Genomic DNA, 16,276 nt, shown 5'->3' on the forward strand with positions numbered 1-16,276 from the left:
GGGGCGAGCCGCGGCGTAAAATGCTCGGCTACCCATCGCGTTGGCTTGTGGGCGATGGTTTCCGAGCAAGCGAGGTTTGCATGGCAGGACACTCCAAATGGGCCAACATCCAGCATCGCAAGGCGCGGCAGGATGAAAAGCGCCAGCGCATCTGGACCCGGGTGGTGCGGGAGATCATGATTGCGGCGCGCCTAGGGGGCGGTGACCCGGCGGCCAACCCGCGCCTGCGGCTGGCCATCGAAAAGGCCAAGGCCGCCAACATGCCAGCGGACACCATCAAGCGCAACATCGACAAGGCCACCGGCAACCTGGAGGGCGTCAACTACGAGGAAGTGCGCTATGAGGGCTACGGCATCGGCGGCGCGGCGGTGATCGTGGACTGCATGACCGACAACCGCGTGCGCACCGTGGCCGAGGTGCGCCATGCGTTTGCCAAGCACGGCGGCAACCTGGGCACCGAGGGCTCGGTGGCGTTCCAGTTTCAGCATTGCGGGCAGCTCGTGTTCGAGCCCGGCACGTCGGAGGAGAGGGTGATGGAAGTGGCGCTGGAAGCGGGTGCCGACGATGTGCTGACGCAAGAGGACGGCTCGATCGAGGTGCTGACCGCGCCCGCTGACTTCGAGCGCGTGCGCGACGCGCTGCAGGCAGCCGGTCTGGTGGCCGCCATGGCCGAGGTGACCTGGCGCCCCACCAACACCGTGACGCTGCAGGGCGACGACGCCCAGCGTATGCAGAAGCTGCTGGACGCGCTGGAGGACCTGGACGACGTGCAGGACGTCTTCCACAACGCGGAGCTGCAGGCATGAGCGATCGTATCCGCGTGCTGGTGGTGGGCGGCGGCGGGCGTGAGCACGCGCTGGCCTGGAAGCTGAAGCAGTCGCCGCGTGCCGCTGCGGTGTTCGTGGCGCCAGGCAACGGTGGCACGGCGCTCGATCCGGCGCTGACCAACGTGCCGATGACCGACTTGTTCGCGCTGCGGGACTGGGCGCAGGCCAACGATATCGGGCTGACCGTGGTGGGCCCCGAAGCGCCGCTGGCCGCCGGCATCGTCGATGCTTTTCGCGCCGCTGGGCTGCGTATCTTGGGTCCCACACAGGCGGCTGCGCAGCTGGAAAGTTCCAAGGCGTTTGCCAAGGCCTTCATGCAGCGGCACGGCATTCCCACCGCCGCGCACGAGACCTTTTCTGACCCCGCGGCTGCGCACGCCTACGTCGAGCGCATGGGGGCGCCAATCGTCGTCAAGGCCGACGGGCTGGCTGCCGGCAAGGGGGTGGTGGTGGCCACGACCGTGGCCGAGGCACACGCCGCCATCGACGATATGCTGGGTGACAACCGTCTGGGCGTGCAGCACAACGCCGAAGGCGCCCGCGTTGTCATCGAGCAGTTTCTGGAGGGAGAGGAAGCCAGCTTCATCGTGCTGGTGGATGGCACGCACGTGCTGCCGCTGGCCACCAGTCAGGACCACAAGCGGCTGCTCGACGGCGACGCCGGCCCCAACACCGGTGGCATGGGGGCGTACTCCCCAGCGCCGGTGGTGACGCCCGCGGTGCATGAGCGCGTGATGCGCGAGATCATCGAACCCACGGTGCGCGCCATGGCCGCCGAGGGCCGACCATACACCGGCTTTCTGTATGCCGGGCTGATGATCGCACCCGACGGCACGCCGCGCACGCTGGAGTTCAACTGCCGCATGGGTGATCCGGAGACGCAGCCGATTGTGATGCGCCTGCGCTCGGACCTGTTGGAGGTGCTGTGGGCGGCCACCGAGGGTCGGCTGGACACTGTCACGCTGCAGTGGGATGAGCGCGTGGCGTTAGGCGTGGTGGTGGCGGCGCACGGGTACCCGCACGCACCACGCAAGGGCGATCCGATCACCGCATTGCCAGCAGACAGCGCCGATGCGGTGGTGTTTCACGCCGGCACCGCCTGGCAGAACGGGCAGCTGGTGACCGCCGGTGGGCGCGTGCTGTGCGCCACCGCGCTGGGCGCTGACGTGGCCCAGGCGCGCGCGCGCGCGTACGCGCTGGTGCGCGAGGTGGCATTCGACGGGCAGCAGTTTCGGCGTGACATTGGCCACCGGGCACTGGGGCGGGCGTGAGCGGCTGCGTGCTGACAGAGTACGCCCATCGCGGCACCACGCCGGTGCGTGGGCAGGCCACCTTGGCGCCTTGGGGGGCTGGGGCGTCGTTGCGTTGGCGTTTCCCTTCTCTTTATTCCTAGCGGAAGTTTGCGATGAGCACCGACCCGGTCAACCTGATGCGTGAATATCTGCTTGGGTTGCAGCAACGCATCACCAGCGCCATCGCCGAAATCGACGGGCACTCGTTTCAGTCCGACGCCTGGGAGAAGGCGCCTGGTGAGCCGCTGCAGGGCAGCGGCGTGACGCAGATCCTGGAAGGCGGCGAGGTGTTCGAGCGCGCCGGCTGTGGCTTTTCGCACGTCAGCGGCGCGCGGCTGCCGCCGTCGGCCACCCAGCATCGCCCGGAGCTGGCCGGCGCCCCGTTTGAGGCGCTGGGCGTGTCGCTGGTGTTTCACCCGCGCAACCCGTACGTGCCTACCGTGCACATGAACGTGCGCATGATCACCGCGCGCCCGCACGGCGCCGAGGCGGTGAGCTGGTTCGGTGGCGGCATGGACTTGACGCCGTACTATGGGTTCGAAGAGGATGCGGTGCACTTCCACCGCATCTGCGCGCAGGCGCTGGCACCGTTTGGAGCCGACAAGTACCCGCGCTTCAAGGCATGGTGCGACGACTACTTTTGCCTGCGCCACCGCGGCGAGCAGCGCGGCGTCGGCGGCATCTTCTACGACGACTTCTCGGAGCTGGGCTTCGACGGCGGGTTTGCGCTGACGCGCGCCGTCGGTGACGCCTTCTTGCACGCGTATCTGCCCATCGTGCGCCGCCGCATGGACATGCCGTGGGGCGAGCGCGAGCGGCAGCACCAGCTGCTGCGGCGCGGGCGCTACGTCGAGTTCAACCTGGTGTGGGACCGCGGCACGCACTTCGGCCTGCAGTCGGGCGGGCGCGCCGAATCCATCCTGATGTCAATGCCGCCGCTGGTGCGCTGGGCCTACGACGAACGCCCCGTGCCCGGCACGCCCGAGCACCGGCTGTTGACCGAATTTCTGGTGCGCCGGGATTGGCTGTGAGTGCTCTGTCGGCGCCCGTGCGCGTGGGCGTGTTTGGCGGCGCGTTCGACCCGCCCCACGTGGCGCACCGGGCGCTGGCCGAAACCGCGCTGCGCGCCTTGGCGCTGCAGCGGCTGCACATCGTGCCAACCGGCTGTGCGTGGCACAAGGCGCGTGTGCTCACCGCCGCCGAACACCGGCTGGCCATGTGCCGGCTCGCTTTCGGCGATCTGCCGGGGGTGGTCATCGACCGGCGCGAGATCGACCGTGCCGGGCCGTCGTACACGGTGGACACGCTCACCGAACTGCGCTCGGTCTATCCGGGAGCGCAGCTGTTCCTGCTGGTGGGCGCCGACCAGTGGCGCACCTTTTGCCACTGGCACCGCTGGGCCGACATTCTGGCGCTGGCCACCGTGGTGGTGGCCGAGCGCGCGCCCGACGCCCCGGCTGCGGTTGGCGCCAAGGAACGGGCGCTGCCCCACGAGCGCCTGCCGCTGGCACCACTCGACGTCAGCGCCACCGCGGTGCGGGCGGCCTGGCAGCGAGGCGACGCGGACGCCGCGCGGCAGGTGCCGCCGGCCGTGGCGCGGTATATTTCGACCCACGGCCTGTACCGGGTGGCGGATGCCCCTGGGTCGCCATCTTCTGCACATCCATGACCGAAACCGCCGCGCAACGCCATATCCGCAAGCTGCAACGGGCCATCGTCGATGGCCTGGAAGATGTCAAGGCACAGGACATCCAGGTCTTCAACACCGAGGCGCTGACACCGCTGTTCGAGCGCGTCATCATCGCCAGCGGCACCTCCAACCGCCAGACCAAGGCGCTGGCCGCCAGCGTGCGTGACAAGGTGGCCGAGGCTGGCTTTGCCAAGCCGCGGGTCGAGGGTGAAGACAACGGCGAGTGGATCATCGTTGACTGCGGTGCCGCGGTGGTGCATGTGATGCAGCCCGCGGTCCGGCAGTACTACCGGCTGGAAGAGATCTGGGGCGGCAAGCCGGTGCGGCTGCGCAAGGCCGCGACGGCGGACCGGGCATTGGCAGGCGCGGCGCGGGCTGCGCAACCAGGCACGGGCGACGCAGCGCAAGCGCGGCCCACGCGAGCGGGAGGTGCCGCTGCCCGGCGCGGGGTGGCCGCAGCAGACGAAGTGTCCCGGCGCGGGAGACGCCGTGCCGTGCCTGCCACCATCCCGCCCAAACCGGCGCGGCGCCGCCGGGCCGATGACGGCGACGGCGCATGAAGTGGCATCTGCTGGCCGTGGGCCAGCGCCTGCCCGACTGGGCCGAGGCCGCGTACGAGGAGTACGCCCGGCGTTTTCCTCCTGAGGCGCGCGTGCAGCTGCGCACCGTCAAGGCCGAGCCGCGCGCGGGCGGCAAGTCGGCCGCCGCCGCCATGGCGGCCGAACGGCAGCGGCTGGAGGCCGCCTGCCCGAAGGGCGCGCGCCGGGTGGTGCTGGATGAACGCGGGCAGCGCTGCACCACGGCGGAGCTGGCCGGGCGGCTGCGCCAGTGGCAGCACGACGGCGCCGACATTGTCTTCATCATCGGCGGGCCCGACGGGCTCGATCCGGCACTGCGGCAGTCGGCCCACACCACGCTGCGCCTGTCCGACCTGACGCTGCCGCATGCTCTGGCGCGCGTGCTGCTGATCGAACAGCTCTACCGCGCTTGGTCCATGCTCACCGGTCACCCTTACCACCGCGAATGACCTCGCCCGAGACCACTGTTGAGTTGCCAGCCGATGGCCGCCCCTGGGTCTATCTGGCGTCGCAGAGTCCGCGCCGCCGCGAATTGCTGCTGCAATGGGGGGTGACGCCGGTGCCGCTGCCGCCCGACCCAGATGAGGATACAGAAGCGCTGGAGGCGGTGCGGCCGGGTGAAGCCGCGGCGGCCTATGTGCGGCGCGTCACGCTGGCCAAGCTGCGGGCGGCGCGGGCGCGACTGCAGCGGCGCGGCTGGCCCTCTGGCGTGGTGCTGTGCGCGGACACCACGGTGGTGCTGGACGACCAGATTCTGGGCAAGCCCACCGACGCGGCCGATGCGGCGCGCATGCTGCGCCGTCTGGCGGGCCGCACCCACTGGGTGCTGACGGCGGTGGCCGTGGCCGGACCGCAGGGCCAGGGGCGGGCGCTGAGCCGCTCGCGCGTGGTGTTCAAGCCGCTGGATGAGGACGAGATCGCCGCGTATGTCGCCAGCGGCGAGCCCATGGGCAAGGCTGGCGCTTATGCCATCCAGGGGCGTGCTGCGTTGTGGGTGCGGCGCATCCACGGCAGCCACAGCGGTATCGTTGGTCTGCCGGCGTACGAGACGGGCGAGCTGCTGCGCCGCGCCGGTGTGGCGCTGCGGTAAGCTTGAAGGCGCCATGCTTGCGCACGACATCCTCATCAACTGGACACCGCAGGAAACGCGCGTGGCCATCATCGAGCAAGGCGCAGTGCAGGAGGTGCTGCTGGAGCGCGCATTGGAGCGTGGGCTAGTGGGCAACATCTACCTGGGGCGCGTGCAGCGGGTGCTGCCGGGCATGCAGTCGGCCTTCATCGACATCGGTCTGGAGCGCACCGCGTTTTTGCACGTGGCCGACCTGATGCCGCACAGCGCGGCGCGCCACAGCGGCGGGCGTGACGCCGAGTCCGCTGCGCCCATCGAGCGGCAGGTGTTCGAGGGGCAGTCGATTCTGGTGCAGGTGCTCAAGGATCCGATCGGCTCCAAGGGCGCGCGCCTGACCGCGCAGATCAGCATAGCCGGTCGGCTGCTGGTGTTTTTGCCGCAGCAGGACGACCACATCGGCGTGTCGCAGAAGATTGCCCACGCCCAGCGCGAGGCGTTGCGCCAGCGGCTGCAGGCGTTGGTGGGCGGGGGCGGTGGCGGCTTCATTCTGCGCACCAACGCCGAGGAGGCCAGCGATGACGAGCTGCGCGAGGACATCGCTTATCTGCGCAAGGCGTGGGCGCACATCCGCACGCGTGCACTGCAGGTGTCGCCGCCGGCGCTGCTGTACGAGGAGCTCAACTTGGCACAGCGCGTGTTGCGCGACCTGGCCGGCCCCCACACGCGTAGCGTGCAGGTCGACTCACGCGAGCAGTTTGCGGCACTGCAGGCGTTTGCCCAGGCGTATACGCCGCAGGTGCTGGAGCGCCTGACGTTGTATCGGGGCGAGCGGCCCATCTTCGAGCCGTACCATGTGGACGAGGAAATCGCGCGCGCGCTCGGGCGCCGCGTGGATTTGAAGTCGGGTGGCTACCTGGTCATCGACCAGACCGAGGCGCTGACCACCATCGACGTCAACACCGGGGCGTTTGTGGGCGCGCGCAATTTCGATGACACGGTCTTTCGCACCAATCTCGAGGCGGCGCAGGCGATTGCGCGCCAGCTGCGTCTGCGTAACCTGGGCGGCATCGTCGTCATCGACTTCATCGACATGACGCGTGACGATCACCGCGAGGCGGTGCTGGCCGAGCTGCGCAAGCAACTGGCGCGCGACCGCGTCAAGACCATGGTGGGCGGGTTTTCGCAGCTGGGGCTGGTGGAGATGACGCGCAAGCGCACACGCGAGTCGCTGGCGCAGATGCTCACCGAGACCTGCCCCGCCTGTGACGGGCGCGGGCGCGTGCGCACCACGCGCACCGTGTGCTACGACATCCTGCGCGAAATCCTGCGCGAGGCGCGAGCCTTCAATCCGCGTGAGTTCCGCATCGTCGCTGCGCCGCAGGTGGTGGAGTGCTTTTTGGACGAGGAAAGCCAGCATCTGGCGGGACTGTCGGACTTCATCGGCAAGCCCATTTCGCTGCAGAGCGACAGTGCGATGACGCAGGAGCAATACGACATCGTGCTGCTGTAGCGCGCCGCGGGGATATGTGCGCCGGTTGGTTGTGCCAGCAGGCGGCGGCTGTGCGGTGCGTGGAGGCGGTGCCGATTCAGGCGCCACCGAGACGCGGAGTCAGCCGCGGCGCGGGCACTGCGCCACGTTGGCCCGCTGCAGCCGCGCCCCGGGCTTGGCTCATCGTTCGTTTCCCTCGGGGGTCTCGGGGGGTCGTGCGGCCTGCTGAGCGTGGCCTGCTTCGCTGGCCGCGTCCTCGTCGTCGATCCACCCCCCCGCGCCGCGCGCGTGCAGCCGGGCATAGGCGCCACCGGCGGCCAGCAGGGTGGCGTGGTTGCCTTGCTCGACCACCCGTCCATCCTCCAGCACGACGATGCGGTCGGCATGCTCGATGGTCGAGAGCCGATGCGCGATGACGATCGTGGTGCGCCCGTGCATCAGGCGCGCCAGCGCCTCCTGCACCAGGCGTTCGGATTCATTGTCCAGCGCCGACGTGGCTTCGTCCAGGATCAGCACCGGCGCGTCCTTGTACAGCGCGCGCGCAATCGCCAGCCGCTGGCGCTGACCTCCGGAGAGTTCGGCGGCGTTGTGGCCCACCACCGTGTGCAGGCCCTGGGGCAGCTGCGGCCACCAGTCGCCCAGATTGGCCGCCTGCAGCGAGGCGCGCACGCGCGCCTCGTCGGGTTGCTCATCGCCCAGCGCTACATTGGCCAGCACGGTGTCGTTGAGCATCACCACGTCTTGGCTGACCATGGCAAACTGCGCACGCAGGCAGCGCAGATCCCAGTCTCGCACATCCACGCCGTCCAGCGTCACGCGCCCGCGGCTGACTTCGACAAAACGCGGCAGCAGGTTGACCAGCGTGGTCTTGCCCGAGCCTGAGGGTCCCACCAGCGCCACATGCTCGCCGGGGGCGATGTCGAGCGTGACGCCGCGCAGCGCGCTGCCGCGCCGAGCGCCGTAGCGCACCCAGACGTCGTGCAGCGCCACATGTCCGCGCACCCGCGTGCTGCGGTGCGTGCCGCTACTCTGCCGCGGCGTGCCCTCGATCAGCTCCAGCCCCCGCTCCAGCGCCGCCAGCCCGCGCGTGATCGGCGTGGCGATGTCAGCCAGCTGCCGGATCGGCGTCACCAGCATCAGCATGCCGGTGACGAAGCCGACGAAGCTGCCCACCGACACGCCAGCGGCGGCCTGCTGCAGTGCCACCATCACCACCGCCGACAGGGCGATGGCGGCCAGAATCTGCGTCAGCGGCGTCATGGCCGCGGCCGCCACCGTGCTGCGCAACGCCAGCCCGCGCAGCACGCGGTTCAGATCGGCAAAGCGGCGCTGCTGCTGGCCCTGTGCGCCGTGCAGCCGCACCAGCCGGTGCGCCAGCACGTTTTCCTCCACCACGTAGGCCAGCGCGTCGGTGGCGCTCTGGCTGCGCCGCGTGACCTGATACAGCCGTCGCGACAGCGCCTTCATGCCCCACGACAGCGGCGGAAAAATCGCGACCGCAATCAACGTCAGCTGCCAGTTCAGCCACAGCAGGTAGACCAGCAGCGCGGCGATCGTCAGCACCGTGCGCGCCAGCGTCAGCAGCGCGTCCACCAGCAGCACGGCGCCGTTTTGCACCTCATAAACTAAGGTGTTGGACAGGCGGCTGGCGTTTTGCTGCTGAAACAGCGCCAGATCCGCTTCGCCCAGGCGCTCGAACATGGCTTGGCGCAGCGCCAGCATGCCGCCATTGGCGGTGTAGGCCAGCCCGTAGCGGGCGACGAAGGTGGCAGCACCACGCACCAAAAACAAACCGATCAGGGCCACCGGAACCCCCCACAGCGGCAACGCCCCGGCCACAAAGCCGTCGTCAAGCAAGCGCTGCAGCAGCGCCGGGATGGCGGGCTCGGTCAGCGCTGCCAGCAGGGCGCCCAGCGCGGCCCAGCCCAGACCGGCCCGCGCGGGCCGGAAGTACGGCCACAGGCGGCGCAGCCGCGTCCAGATGCGCGCCGACGGTGCGGCACCGTGGGAGGGGGGGGCAGTGGGTGTGGCGTTCAAGGCGGCAGCAAGACGGTGTGGACGGCCGGGGCGTGGCGGACGCGCGGACGTGGGGCGCCAGCGCGCCTGTTTGCCCCACAGGCGCGGTGAAGAGCGGGCGTGAACTTGTGCCCCGCTTTGCGGCACTCAGGAAGCATCGGTGGGTTCCGGTATTATCGGGTGCCTGTTGGGGTTTGCCCTCCCCATGTTGAACGAGAAACCCGTGCTTGCGATGAACTCTGCAGTAGTGTCCGGCTTGAACCGCCGCCGCTGGCTTGCGGCGGCGCTCGCGGGGGTCTGCGGCGCGTCGGCCGCCCCGTCATGGGCACAGTTCCGTGTCGAGGTGGCTGGCATCGGTGTGGCGCAAATCCCGTTTGCCATTGCCCCGTTCCGCCTCGACGGCAGCGTGCCGCAGGACGTGCCGGCCATCATCGGCGCGGACCTGGTGCGCAGCGGCCAGCTGCGACAGCTGCCCGGCGGCAGCACCGTACTCGACGAAATGGCGCGTCCCGAGCTGGCGCCATGGCGCACCCAGGGGGCCGATGCGCTGCTGACCGGTAGCGTGCGCCGTTTGGCCGATGGGCGCTTCGATGTGCGCTTCCGCTTGTGGGACGTGGTGCGCGGCACCGACCTGGGGGGCCTGAGCTACCCGGTTGGCGCCAGTGAGCTGCGGCTGGCGGCGCACCGCGTGGCCGACTACGTGTATGAAAAGTTGACTGGTGTGCGCGGCGTATTTTCTACGCGCATCGCGTATGTCACGGCCAACGGGGATCGCCATCAGCTCTGGGTGGCCGATGCCGACGGTGAAAACGCGCAACCGGCGCTCACCAGCCGCGAACCGATCATTTCGCCCGCCTGGTCGCCCAATGGTGCGCAGCTGGCTTATGTCTCGTTCGAGGCACGCAAGCCCGTGATTTACGTGCACGACCTGGCCACCGGGCGGCGGCGCCTGCTGGCCAGTTTCCGCGGCTCCAACAGTGCGCCGGCTTGGTCGCCCGACGGACGGCGCCTATATGCCACGCTGACTCTGGCGGGTAGCTCGCAGATTTACGCACTCGATCTGGACGGTGGCCAGCCGCAGCGTATCACCCAGACCGGCGGGATCGACACCGAGCCGGCGTTTGCTCCTGACGGCAAGGCCGTGTACTTCGTCAGCGACCGCGGCGGCTCGCCGCAGATCTACCGCATGACGCCGGATGGACGCGAAATCACGCGGGTAACGTTCGAGGGCAGCTACAACATCTCCCCGGCCGTCAGTCCCGACGGGCGACAGCTCGCCTACATCGCCCGTGTGGGCGACGCGTTCCGGCTGCGCCTGCTGGATTTGAACACCGGAGCCGTGACTTCGCTGACCGATTCCCAAGCCGATGAGAGCCCCAGTTTTGCGCCCAACGGGCGACTCATCATCTATGGCACGCGCGTGCAGGGGCGCGAGTCGCTGATGACGACCACGCTCGACGGCCGCATCAAGACCCGGCTGGCTGCCGGCGGTGCCGTGCGGGAGCCGGACTGGGGGCCGTTCCTGGCCTGAGGTCGCGGTGTTGCGTGGCTGGGCCGCTCCGGTAGCCTGTCCCGTCCACCCCTGCGTTCCCAATTCCATTCTCTTTTCACTGCACAGCCCATACCCTCAACGATCATGAAACGCTTCGTCCTGTCGCCCCGTGGCTGCCAAACGGCTGTCGTTGCCACCCTCCTGGCCGCGTTGCTGGCGGGTTGCTCCAGTGTCAAGCTCGATGAAAACCCGGCGCCGGTGAGCGAGCGCTCGGCGGTACCGGTGGCGCCGGGTGGTGCCGGGGCAGCCGTGGGTACCGGCGCCGGCGCCATCAGCGGTGCGGTCGACGGGCGCACCGTCGTGCCGGTGCAGACCGCGCCGACCGAGACGGGGCAGCCCCCGGCCAATGTGGAGCGGGTCATCTACTTCGATTTCGACTCCTACACCGTCAAGCCGGAGTATGCGGCCACGCTGGAGGCGCACGCGCGCTATCTGAACGCCGACCGCCAGCGCCGCGTGGTGCTGGAAGGTCACACCGACGAGCGCGGCGGGCGCGAGTACAACCTGGCGCTGGGCCAGAAACGCGCCGAAGCCGTGCGCCGCGCGCTGGCGTTGATGGGCGTGCAGGACGCGCAGATGGAGGCGGTGAGCTTTGGCAAGGAAAAGCCAGCCGTGCAGGGCAGCGGAGAGGAAGCCTGGGCGCGTAACCGCCGTGTCGAACTGTCGTACCGTTGACGCCGGAGCGCCCCATGTCCCTGTTCCCGCGTGGCGATGCCCTGGCGCGATGCCGGGTCGTGTTTCGCCGCCTGCCGCTGTGGCGCGGCACCGTTGCGGCGCTGGCCGGCGGCCTGATCGTCGCCGGTCAGGCGCAGGCGTTTCTTGCCGATGACGACGCGCGGCGCGCCATACTGGACTTGCGCAGCCGCGTCGAGGCCCAGCGGCAGACCTTGGAGGCCCAGCGCCAGAGCCTGGAGGCGCAGCAGCAGGCGCTGCAGGCGTTGCAGCGACGGCTGGAAGAGGCGCAAAGTGGCGGTGACAGTGCCCGCCGCGGTGTGCTGGATCTGGTGGGGCAAATCGAGACGCTGCGCCGCGAGGTAGCCCAGCTGCGCGGTGAGCAGGAGCGGCTGGCGCGCGATGTGGCCGAGACGCAGCGCCAGCAGCGCGACGCCTGGGCAGCGCTGGACGAGCGGTTGCGCGCCCTAGAGCCGGTGCAGGTGACGGTGGATGGGCAGACGTTTGCTGTGCGGCCGGACGAAAAAACCGCCTTCGAGGAGGCGATGGCGGCGCTGCGCGCCTCGGACTTTGCGCGCGCGGCCACCCTGTACGGGCAGTTTCTGGGGCGTTATCCGGGCAGTGGCTACACACCCGCGGCCTTGTACTGGCAGGGCAACGCCCGCTACGCCCTGCGCCAGTACCGCGAGGCTATCGACAGCTACCAGCAGCTGCTCGACCGGTATCCGCGCCACAACCGCGCCCCTGAGGCGATGCTCGCGCTGGCCAGCTGCCAACTCGAACTTAAGGACGTCAAGGCCGCGCGTGCCACCTGGCAGTCGCTCGTGCAGCGCTACCCCGAATCGGAAGCGGCGGCTGCGGCGCGCGAGCGGCTGGCGCGGATGCGTTGAGGGCCAGCCGCGCCCCCGTGATGGCCCGAAAAGAGAACACCGGCGCTGCAAGTCAGGGCGCGTGTCGCCGGCCGGGCCATGGGGCGCGGGCGCAGCACGTACAATCCCGGCGCGCGGGCATGCCGCCATCCGCTTGAGCCGTTTTCCCACATGGACCTGTCTGAATTCCAAGCGCTTCATGCTTCCGTCCTGTGGGCGGCGTTTGCCGTGTCCGCCGCCTTCGGGGCCATCGCGCACCGCACCCACTTCTGCACCATGGGTGCTATCAGCGACGTCGTCAACATGGGCGACTGGACCCGTCTGCGCATGTGGGCGCTGGCCATTGGCGTGGCGATGGTGGGTTTTCACGCGATGGCCGGCCTAGGCTGGATCGACCCGACGCAGACCATCTACTACAGCGGGCGCGTGATCTGGCTGTCGGCGTTGCTGGGCGGCGCGCTGTTTGGGTTCGGCATGGTGCTGGGTTCCGGCTGCGGCAGCAAAACGCTGGTGCGCATCGGGGCAGGCAGCCTCAAGAGCGTGGTGGTGTTTGTCGTCATGGGGTTCGCTGCGTTTGCGACGCTGCGCGGCATCACAGCCGTGCTGCGCGACGCCACCGTCGATCGGGTGGCCTTCCAGATGGAGCCCGGCAGTCCATTGTCGGCGTGGGTGGCGGCGCAGCTGGGTTGGGGTGCGCCGGGTGCCGCGCTGGTGGGGGTAGGGGTCGGCCTGCTGCTGGTGCTGTGGGCGCTGGCCGATGCCGAGATGCGCCGCAGCGCCAACGCGTGGCTGGGCGGCGCGGGCATCGGGGCCACCGTGCTGGCCATGTGGTGGGTGTCGGGTCACCTGGGCTTTGTACCCGAACATCCCGAAACGCTGGAGGCGGTCTACCTGGGTACACACAGCGCGCGCATGGAAGCCCTGACCTTTACCGCGCCCATGGCCTACACGCTGGACTGGCTGATCTACTTCAGTGACAGCAACAAGGTGCTGACGCTGGGGGTGGTGTCGGTGCTGGGCGTGGTGGTTGGAGCTGCGGCGCACGCGCTGGCCACGCGCACCTTCCGCTGGGAGGGCTTTGCCGGCACGCGCGACACCGCCCTGCACCTGCTCGGCGCCGTTTGTATGGGCGTGGGCGGCGTCACCGCCATGGGTTGCACCATCGGGCAGGGGCTGTCGGGCATCTCCACGCTCAGTCTGACCAGCGTGCTGGCGCTGGTGGGCATCGGGGGTGGGGCGCTGGCTGGTTTGCGCTTTCAGCTCTGGCTGCTGGAGCGCGAGGTGTGACAGCGGGCGTCTTCGTCGCGCAGGATCTCGAGCGCCGCTTTGGTGGCGTGGCACGGCTCTACGGCGAGGCCGGGGCGGCGCGCATCCGCGACGCGCACGTCATCGTCGTGGGCATCGGCGGTGTTGGCTCTTGGGCGGTGGAGGCGCTGGCGCGCAGCGGCGTAGGACGGCTGACGCTCATCGACCTCGATCATGTGGCCGAATCCAATACCAATCGGCAGGTCCACGCGCTCGAAGATACCTACGGCATGGCCAAAGTCGAAGCCATGCGCGCGCGCATCGGCGCCATCCACCCCGGCTGCCGAGTGCTACCGCTGGAGGCGTTCGTCACGCCCGACAATTGGTTGACGCTGCTGGCGCAGGCGCTGGACGCGCAGGGTGCCCACGGGTCACTGGCGGTCATCGACGCTTGCGACCAGATGGCAGCCAAAACGGTGCTGGCCGCGTGGGGGCGGTCGGCGCCGGCGTGGTTTATCACGGTGGGCGCAGCAGGCGGCAAGCAGCGCGGGGAGGCGGTGGAGATTGCCGATCTGGCTGACGCCACGCACGACCCGCTGCTGGCCCAGCTGCGCCAGCGGCTGCGCAAGGGGTACGGTGTCCCGCGCCAGGGTCGCATGGGCGTGCCAGCGGTGTTCAGCCGCGAACCCGTTTGCCCGCCGCAAACCCACTGCGCGGCGCACGGCGCCACCGACACCACCCTCAACTGCCATGGCTATGGCTCCAGCGTGGCCGTGACGGCGACGTTCGGCCTGTGCGCCGCGGGCTGGATCATGCAGGCACTGGCGCGAGGCAGCGACGGCGCCGCGCGCCCGGGGGCGGGCGCAGGGGCAGGGGGGTGATGGTGGGTGGCGGCTGCCCGCGACGCGGCTTCTCCACGGCCTCAAGGCGATATCCGGCGTGGTGGCCGAGTGCTGCACCGCCAAGAGGCTGTTTGGCTTCCCGCATTCCCGCAGTAACGCGCAGCGTCGGGCGTGGGGCGATACGGCCTTCGCAGGCAAGACACAGCCCTGCGGGCCACCGACGCGCGCGCCTGTGGCCACCCGCGTAACCGTGAAAGACAACTTCGGCTTTGATATACTATCGATTTTCGTTAGCTGGTCGATGATCAAGATCAGACGGCAGTTAGCGGGTCGTTAGCTCAGTCGGTAGAGCAGCGGACTTTTAATCCGTTGGTCGCAGGTTCGAATCCTGCACGACCCACCAAAACACTCAATCAGTGAGCCGCGCATCGGCGAGCCGCGCATCGGCGCGAGCTTTTTTGTCGTTGTCGGCCGTGCAGCACCGTGTCGTTAACCTTGACGGGCTGGCGGTGTTGCCGTAGATACAGATGCCGTCCTCGGGTTGGCGCCTCTGGAAACGGCACGTCTCACAATAGCATAACATTTATCCGCAGGCCACGTGTTACGATCATGTTGGTGGTTTTCGGCCTATTCGCAGGGACAACGGATGCAAGGAGGGTGAGATGTTCGGGCGACGGTTTCGCGGTGCCCTAGCGGTCTTGCTGTTGGCCATGGGCTGCGGTGCGGCGTCGCTGGCGGTTGCGCAGCCCGTGGTGCGGGCGGTGGCCAGCTTCAGCATCCTGGGTGACATGGTGCGGCAGGTGGGGGGCGAGCGCGTCGAGGTCGACGTGCTGGTCGGACCGGGAAACGATGCGCATGTTTTTCAGCCTGCTCCCGTCCATGCCAAGCAGGTAGCGCAGGCGCAGGTGGTTTTCCTGAACGGCCTGGGCTTTGAGGGCTGGATGCAGCGACTGTTGCAGTCCGCCGACTTTAGGGGACAACGGGTGGTGGTCAGTGAGGGGATCGAGCCGCTGCGCCTCACATCCAAGGGGCACGCGCACGGCCACAGTCACGGTCACACCCATGGCGGCAAGGCCGACGGGCACGGCGGGGTGGACCCCCACGCATGGCAGTCGGTGGCCAACGCCGTCACATATGTGGCCAACATCGCCCGCGGCCTGTGCGCTGTGGATGCGGCGGGCTGTGACGCATACCGCCGCAACGCCGAGGCCTACACCAAGGAACTGCAGGCGCTTGACGCGGAGATCCGCGCGGCCTGGGCCGCCATCGAGCCCACGCGACGCAAGGTGGTGACCTCGCACGATGCTTTTGGTTACTACGCCCGGGCGTATGGCGTGCGCTTCCTGGCGCCGCGCGGGGTCAGCACCGACAGCGAACCCTCGGCGCGCGCGGTTGCCGCGCTGGTGCGCCAGATACGGCAGGAAAATATTCGCGCCCTGTTCGTCGAGGGGCTGACCGATCCACGCCTGATCGAGCAGATCGGGCGCGAGACCGGCGTGCGGCCCGCCGGGACGCTGTTTGCCGACACGCTTAGCCACAGCAGCGGCCCAGCGCCGACTTACGTCGCTATGATGCGCTATAACACGCAGGCAATGGTGCGCGCCATAGCGGGGCCGTGACGGTTAGGGTATCCGTGTCGGACTCAGGGTAAAGCGGCCCGTGCCAGCAGTGCCGCTGTGGCCTATGGGCGGCGACCACAGTGCGCGACACTCGGGTCCGCTGGGCAAGCGAAGTATCGGTCGGATGGTGGTCAATCCGTGACCAACAGGTCGCAGCGCCCGATAAACGCCACCACCTGCGGCACACCCTGCGATGTCTTGAGAGTGGTCAGAACCCAGGGGCGCCGCTTACGGTCCGGACGCGTCCGCGCAGTGTCCGCCGCCATCACATCGTGTCTGCCACCATTACATCCAGGTTGGCTCCGACCAGGAGCGCAAGGTCGGTTTTGTTGATGATCCGTAGGTCGCTCTTGGTGATGCCGGGGCCGCCCTTGCGCGGGATTTTTTCGCCGGCGGCGACGTCGATCACGTCGATGGTGAGGTCGGACAGCTCGGGGCTGAAGGTGGCCGCCAGGTTGTCGCCGCTGCTTTCCCCAAACACGATGTCCGCATCGGGAAAACGCGCCAGCGTGCGGT

Annotated in this window: 15 protein-coding genes, 1 tRNA gene and 1 pseudogene; 15 read left to right on the plus strand and 2 right to left on the minus strand. The window is 69.0% G+C overall.

Annotation, left to right across the window (positions count from 1 at the left end; translation table 11 throughout):
• Positions 1-80 precede the first annotated feature (80 nt).
• The 8 genes from V7Z54_RS05995 (at position 81) to rng (ending at position 6,966) form a co-directional block, all read left to right on the plus strand.
• The gene (locus V7Z54_RS05995; protein WP_334135101.1) at positions 81-806 is read left to right on the plus strand and encodes a YebC/PmpR family DNA-binding transcriptional regulator; all 726 of its coding nucleotides are present in this window, start codon (positions 81-83) and stop codon (positions 804-806) included.
• Positions 807-814: 8 nt separating this feature from the next.
• The gene (gene purD / locus V7Z54_RS06000) at positions 815-2,098 is read left to right on the plus strand and encodes a phosphoribosylamine--glycine ligase (RefSeq protein WP_334135120.1); all 1,284 of its coding nucleotides are present in this window, start codon (positions 815-817) and stop codon (positions 2,096-2,098) included.
• Positions 2,099-2,232: 134 nt separating this feature from the next.
• Positions 2,233-3,150 carry an oxygen-dependent coproporphyrinogen oxidase gene (gene hemF, locus V7Z54_RS06005; RefSeq protein WP_334135103.1) on the plus strand — a complete coding sequence of 306 codons (918 nt, stop codon included), beginning with the start codon at positions 2,233-2,235 and terminating at the stop codon, positions 3,148-3,150.
• Complete coding sequence (gene nadD / locus V7Z54_RS06010; RefSeq protein WP_334135104.1) at positions 3,147-3,788, plus strand: nicotinate (nicotinamide) nucleotide adenylyltransferase; 642 nt, start codon at positions 3,147-3,149, stop codon at positions 3,786-3,788. Before hemF ends, nadD begins: the two co-directional genes overlap by 4 nt.
• Positions 3,785-4,369 carry a ribosome silencing factor gene (gene rsfS, locus V7Z54_RS06015; RefSeq protein WP_334135105.1) on the plus strand — a complete coding sequence of 195 codons (585 nt, stop codon included), beginning with the start codon at positions 3,785-3,787 and terminating at the stop codon, positions 4,367-4,369. The genes nadD and rsfS overlap by 4 nt, the downstream gene beginning before the upstream one ends.
• Positions 4,366-4,836 (plus strand): 23S rRNA (pseudouridine(1915)-N(3))-methyltransferase RlmH, encoded by a 471-nt coding sequence (rlmH, locus tag V7Z54_RS06020; protein WP_334135106.1) that lies wholly within the window; start codon positions 4,366-4,368, stop codon positions 4,834-4,836. Before rsfS ends, rlmH begins: the two co-directional genes overlap by 4 nt.
• Positions 4,833-5,477: a Maf family protein gene (locus V7Z54_RS06025; protein ID WP_334135107.1), complete on the plus strand. Its 645-nt coding sequence runs from the start codon at positions 4,833-4,835 to the stop codon at positions 5,475-5,477. The genes rlmH and V7Z54_RS06025 overlap by 4 nt, the downstream gene beginning before the upstream one ends.
• A gap of 13 nt (positions 5,478-5,490) precedes the next feature.
• Complete coding sequence (gene rng / locus V7Z54_RS06030; protein WP_334135109.1) at positions 5,491-6,966, plus strand: ribonuclease G; 1,476 nt, start codon at positions 5,491-5,493, stop codon at positions 6,964-6,966.
• Positions 6,967-7,125: 159 nt separating this feature from the next.
• Here rng and msbA read toward each other — a convergent pair whose 3' ends face one another.
• Entirely contained in the window at positions 7,126-8,982 is a 1,857-nt protein-coding gene (gene msbA, locus V7Z54_RS06035; protein ID WP_443082439.1) for a lipid A export permease/ATP-binding protein MsbA, read from the minus strand.
• A 211-nt stretch (positions 8,983-9,193) separates the two neighbouring features.
• On the opposite strand from msbA, the gene tolB reads away from it, so the two are divergent.
• From tolB to V7Z54_RS06070, 7 genes are all read left to right on the plus strand, one after another.
• The gene (tolB, locus tag V7Z54_RS06040; protein ID WP_334135111.1) at positions 9,194-10,492 is read left to right on the plus strand and encodes a Tol-Pal system beta propeller repeat protein TolB; all 1,299 of its coding nucleotides are present in this window, start codon (positions 9,194-9,196) and stop codon (positions 10,490-10,492) included.
• A gap of 105 nt (positions 10,493-10,597) precedes the next feature.
• Positions 10,598-11,188 (plus strand): peptidoglycan-associated lipoprotein Pal, encoded by a 591-nt coding sequence (pal, locus tag V7Z54_RS06045; protein ID WP_334135113.1) that lies wholly within the window; start codon positions 10,598-10,600, stop codon positions 11,186-11,188.
• A gap of 14 nt (positions 11,189-11,202) precedes the next feature.
• Positions 11,203-12,075, plus strand: a complete 873-nt coding sequence (gene ybgF, locus V7Z54_RS06050; protein WP_334135114.1) for a tol-pal system protein YbgF — start codon at positions 11,203-11,205, stop codon at positions 12,073-12,075.
• Positions 12,076-12,225: 150 nt separating this feature from the next.
• Positions 12,226-13,341 carry a YeeE/YedE family protein gene (locus V7Z54_RS06055; RefSeq protein WP_334135116.1) on the plus strand — a complete coding sequence of 372 codons (1,116 nt, stop codon included), beginning with the start codon at positions 12,226-12,228 and terminating at the stop codon, positions 13,339-13,341.
• Positions 13,338-14,180, plus strand: a complete 843-nt coding sequence (locus V7Z54_RS06060; RefSeq protein ID WP_334135118.1) for a tRNA threonylcarbamoyladenosine dehydratase — start codon at positions 13,338-13,340, stop codon at positions 14,178-14,180. Before V7Z54_RS06055 ends, V7Z54_RS06060 begins: the two co-directional genes overlap by 4 nt.
• A gap of 288 nt (positions 14,181-14,468) precedes the next feature.
• Positions 14,469-14,544: transfer RNA gene (locus tag V7Z54_RS06065), tRNA-Lys, on the plus strand.
• A 259-nt stretch (positions 14,545-14,803) separates the two neighbouring features.
• Positions 14,804-15,760: a metal ABC transporter substrate-binding protein gene (locus tag V7Z54_RS06070; RefSeq protein WP_334135119.1), complete on the plus strand. Its 957-nt coding sequence runs from the start codon at positions 14,804-14,806 to the stop codon at positions 15,758-15,760.
• 131 nt (positions 15,761-15,891) lie between these two features.
• On the opposite strand, the pseudogene V7Z54_RS06075 reads toward V7Z54_RS06070, so the two are convergent.
• Positions 15,892-16,276, minus strand: a pseudogene (locus V7Z54_RS06075) (GTP-binding protein); the annotation flags it as partial.

Source organism: Tepidimonas sp., assembly GCF_036824975.1.
In the GTDB taxonomy this organism is placed as follows: domain Bacteria; phylum Pseudomonadota; class Gammaproteobacteria; order Burkholderiales; family Burkholderiaceae_C; genus Tepidimonas.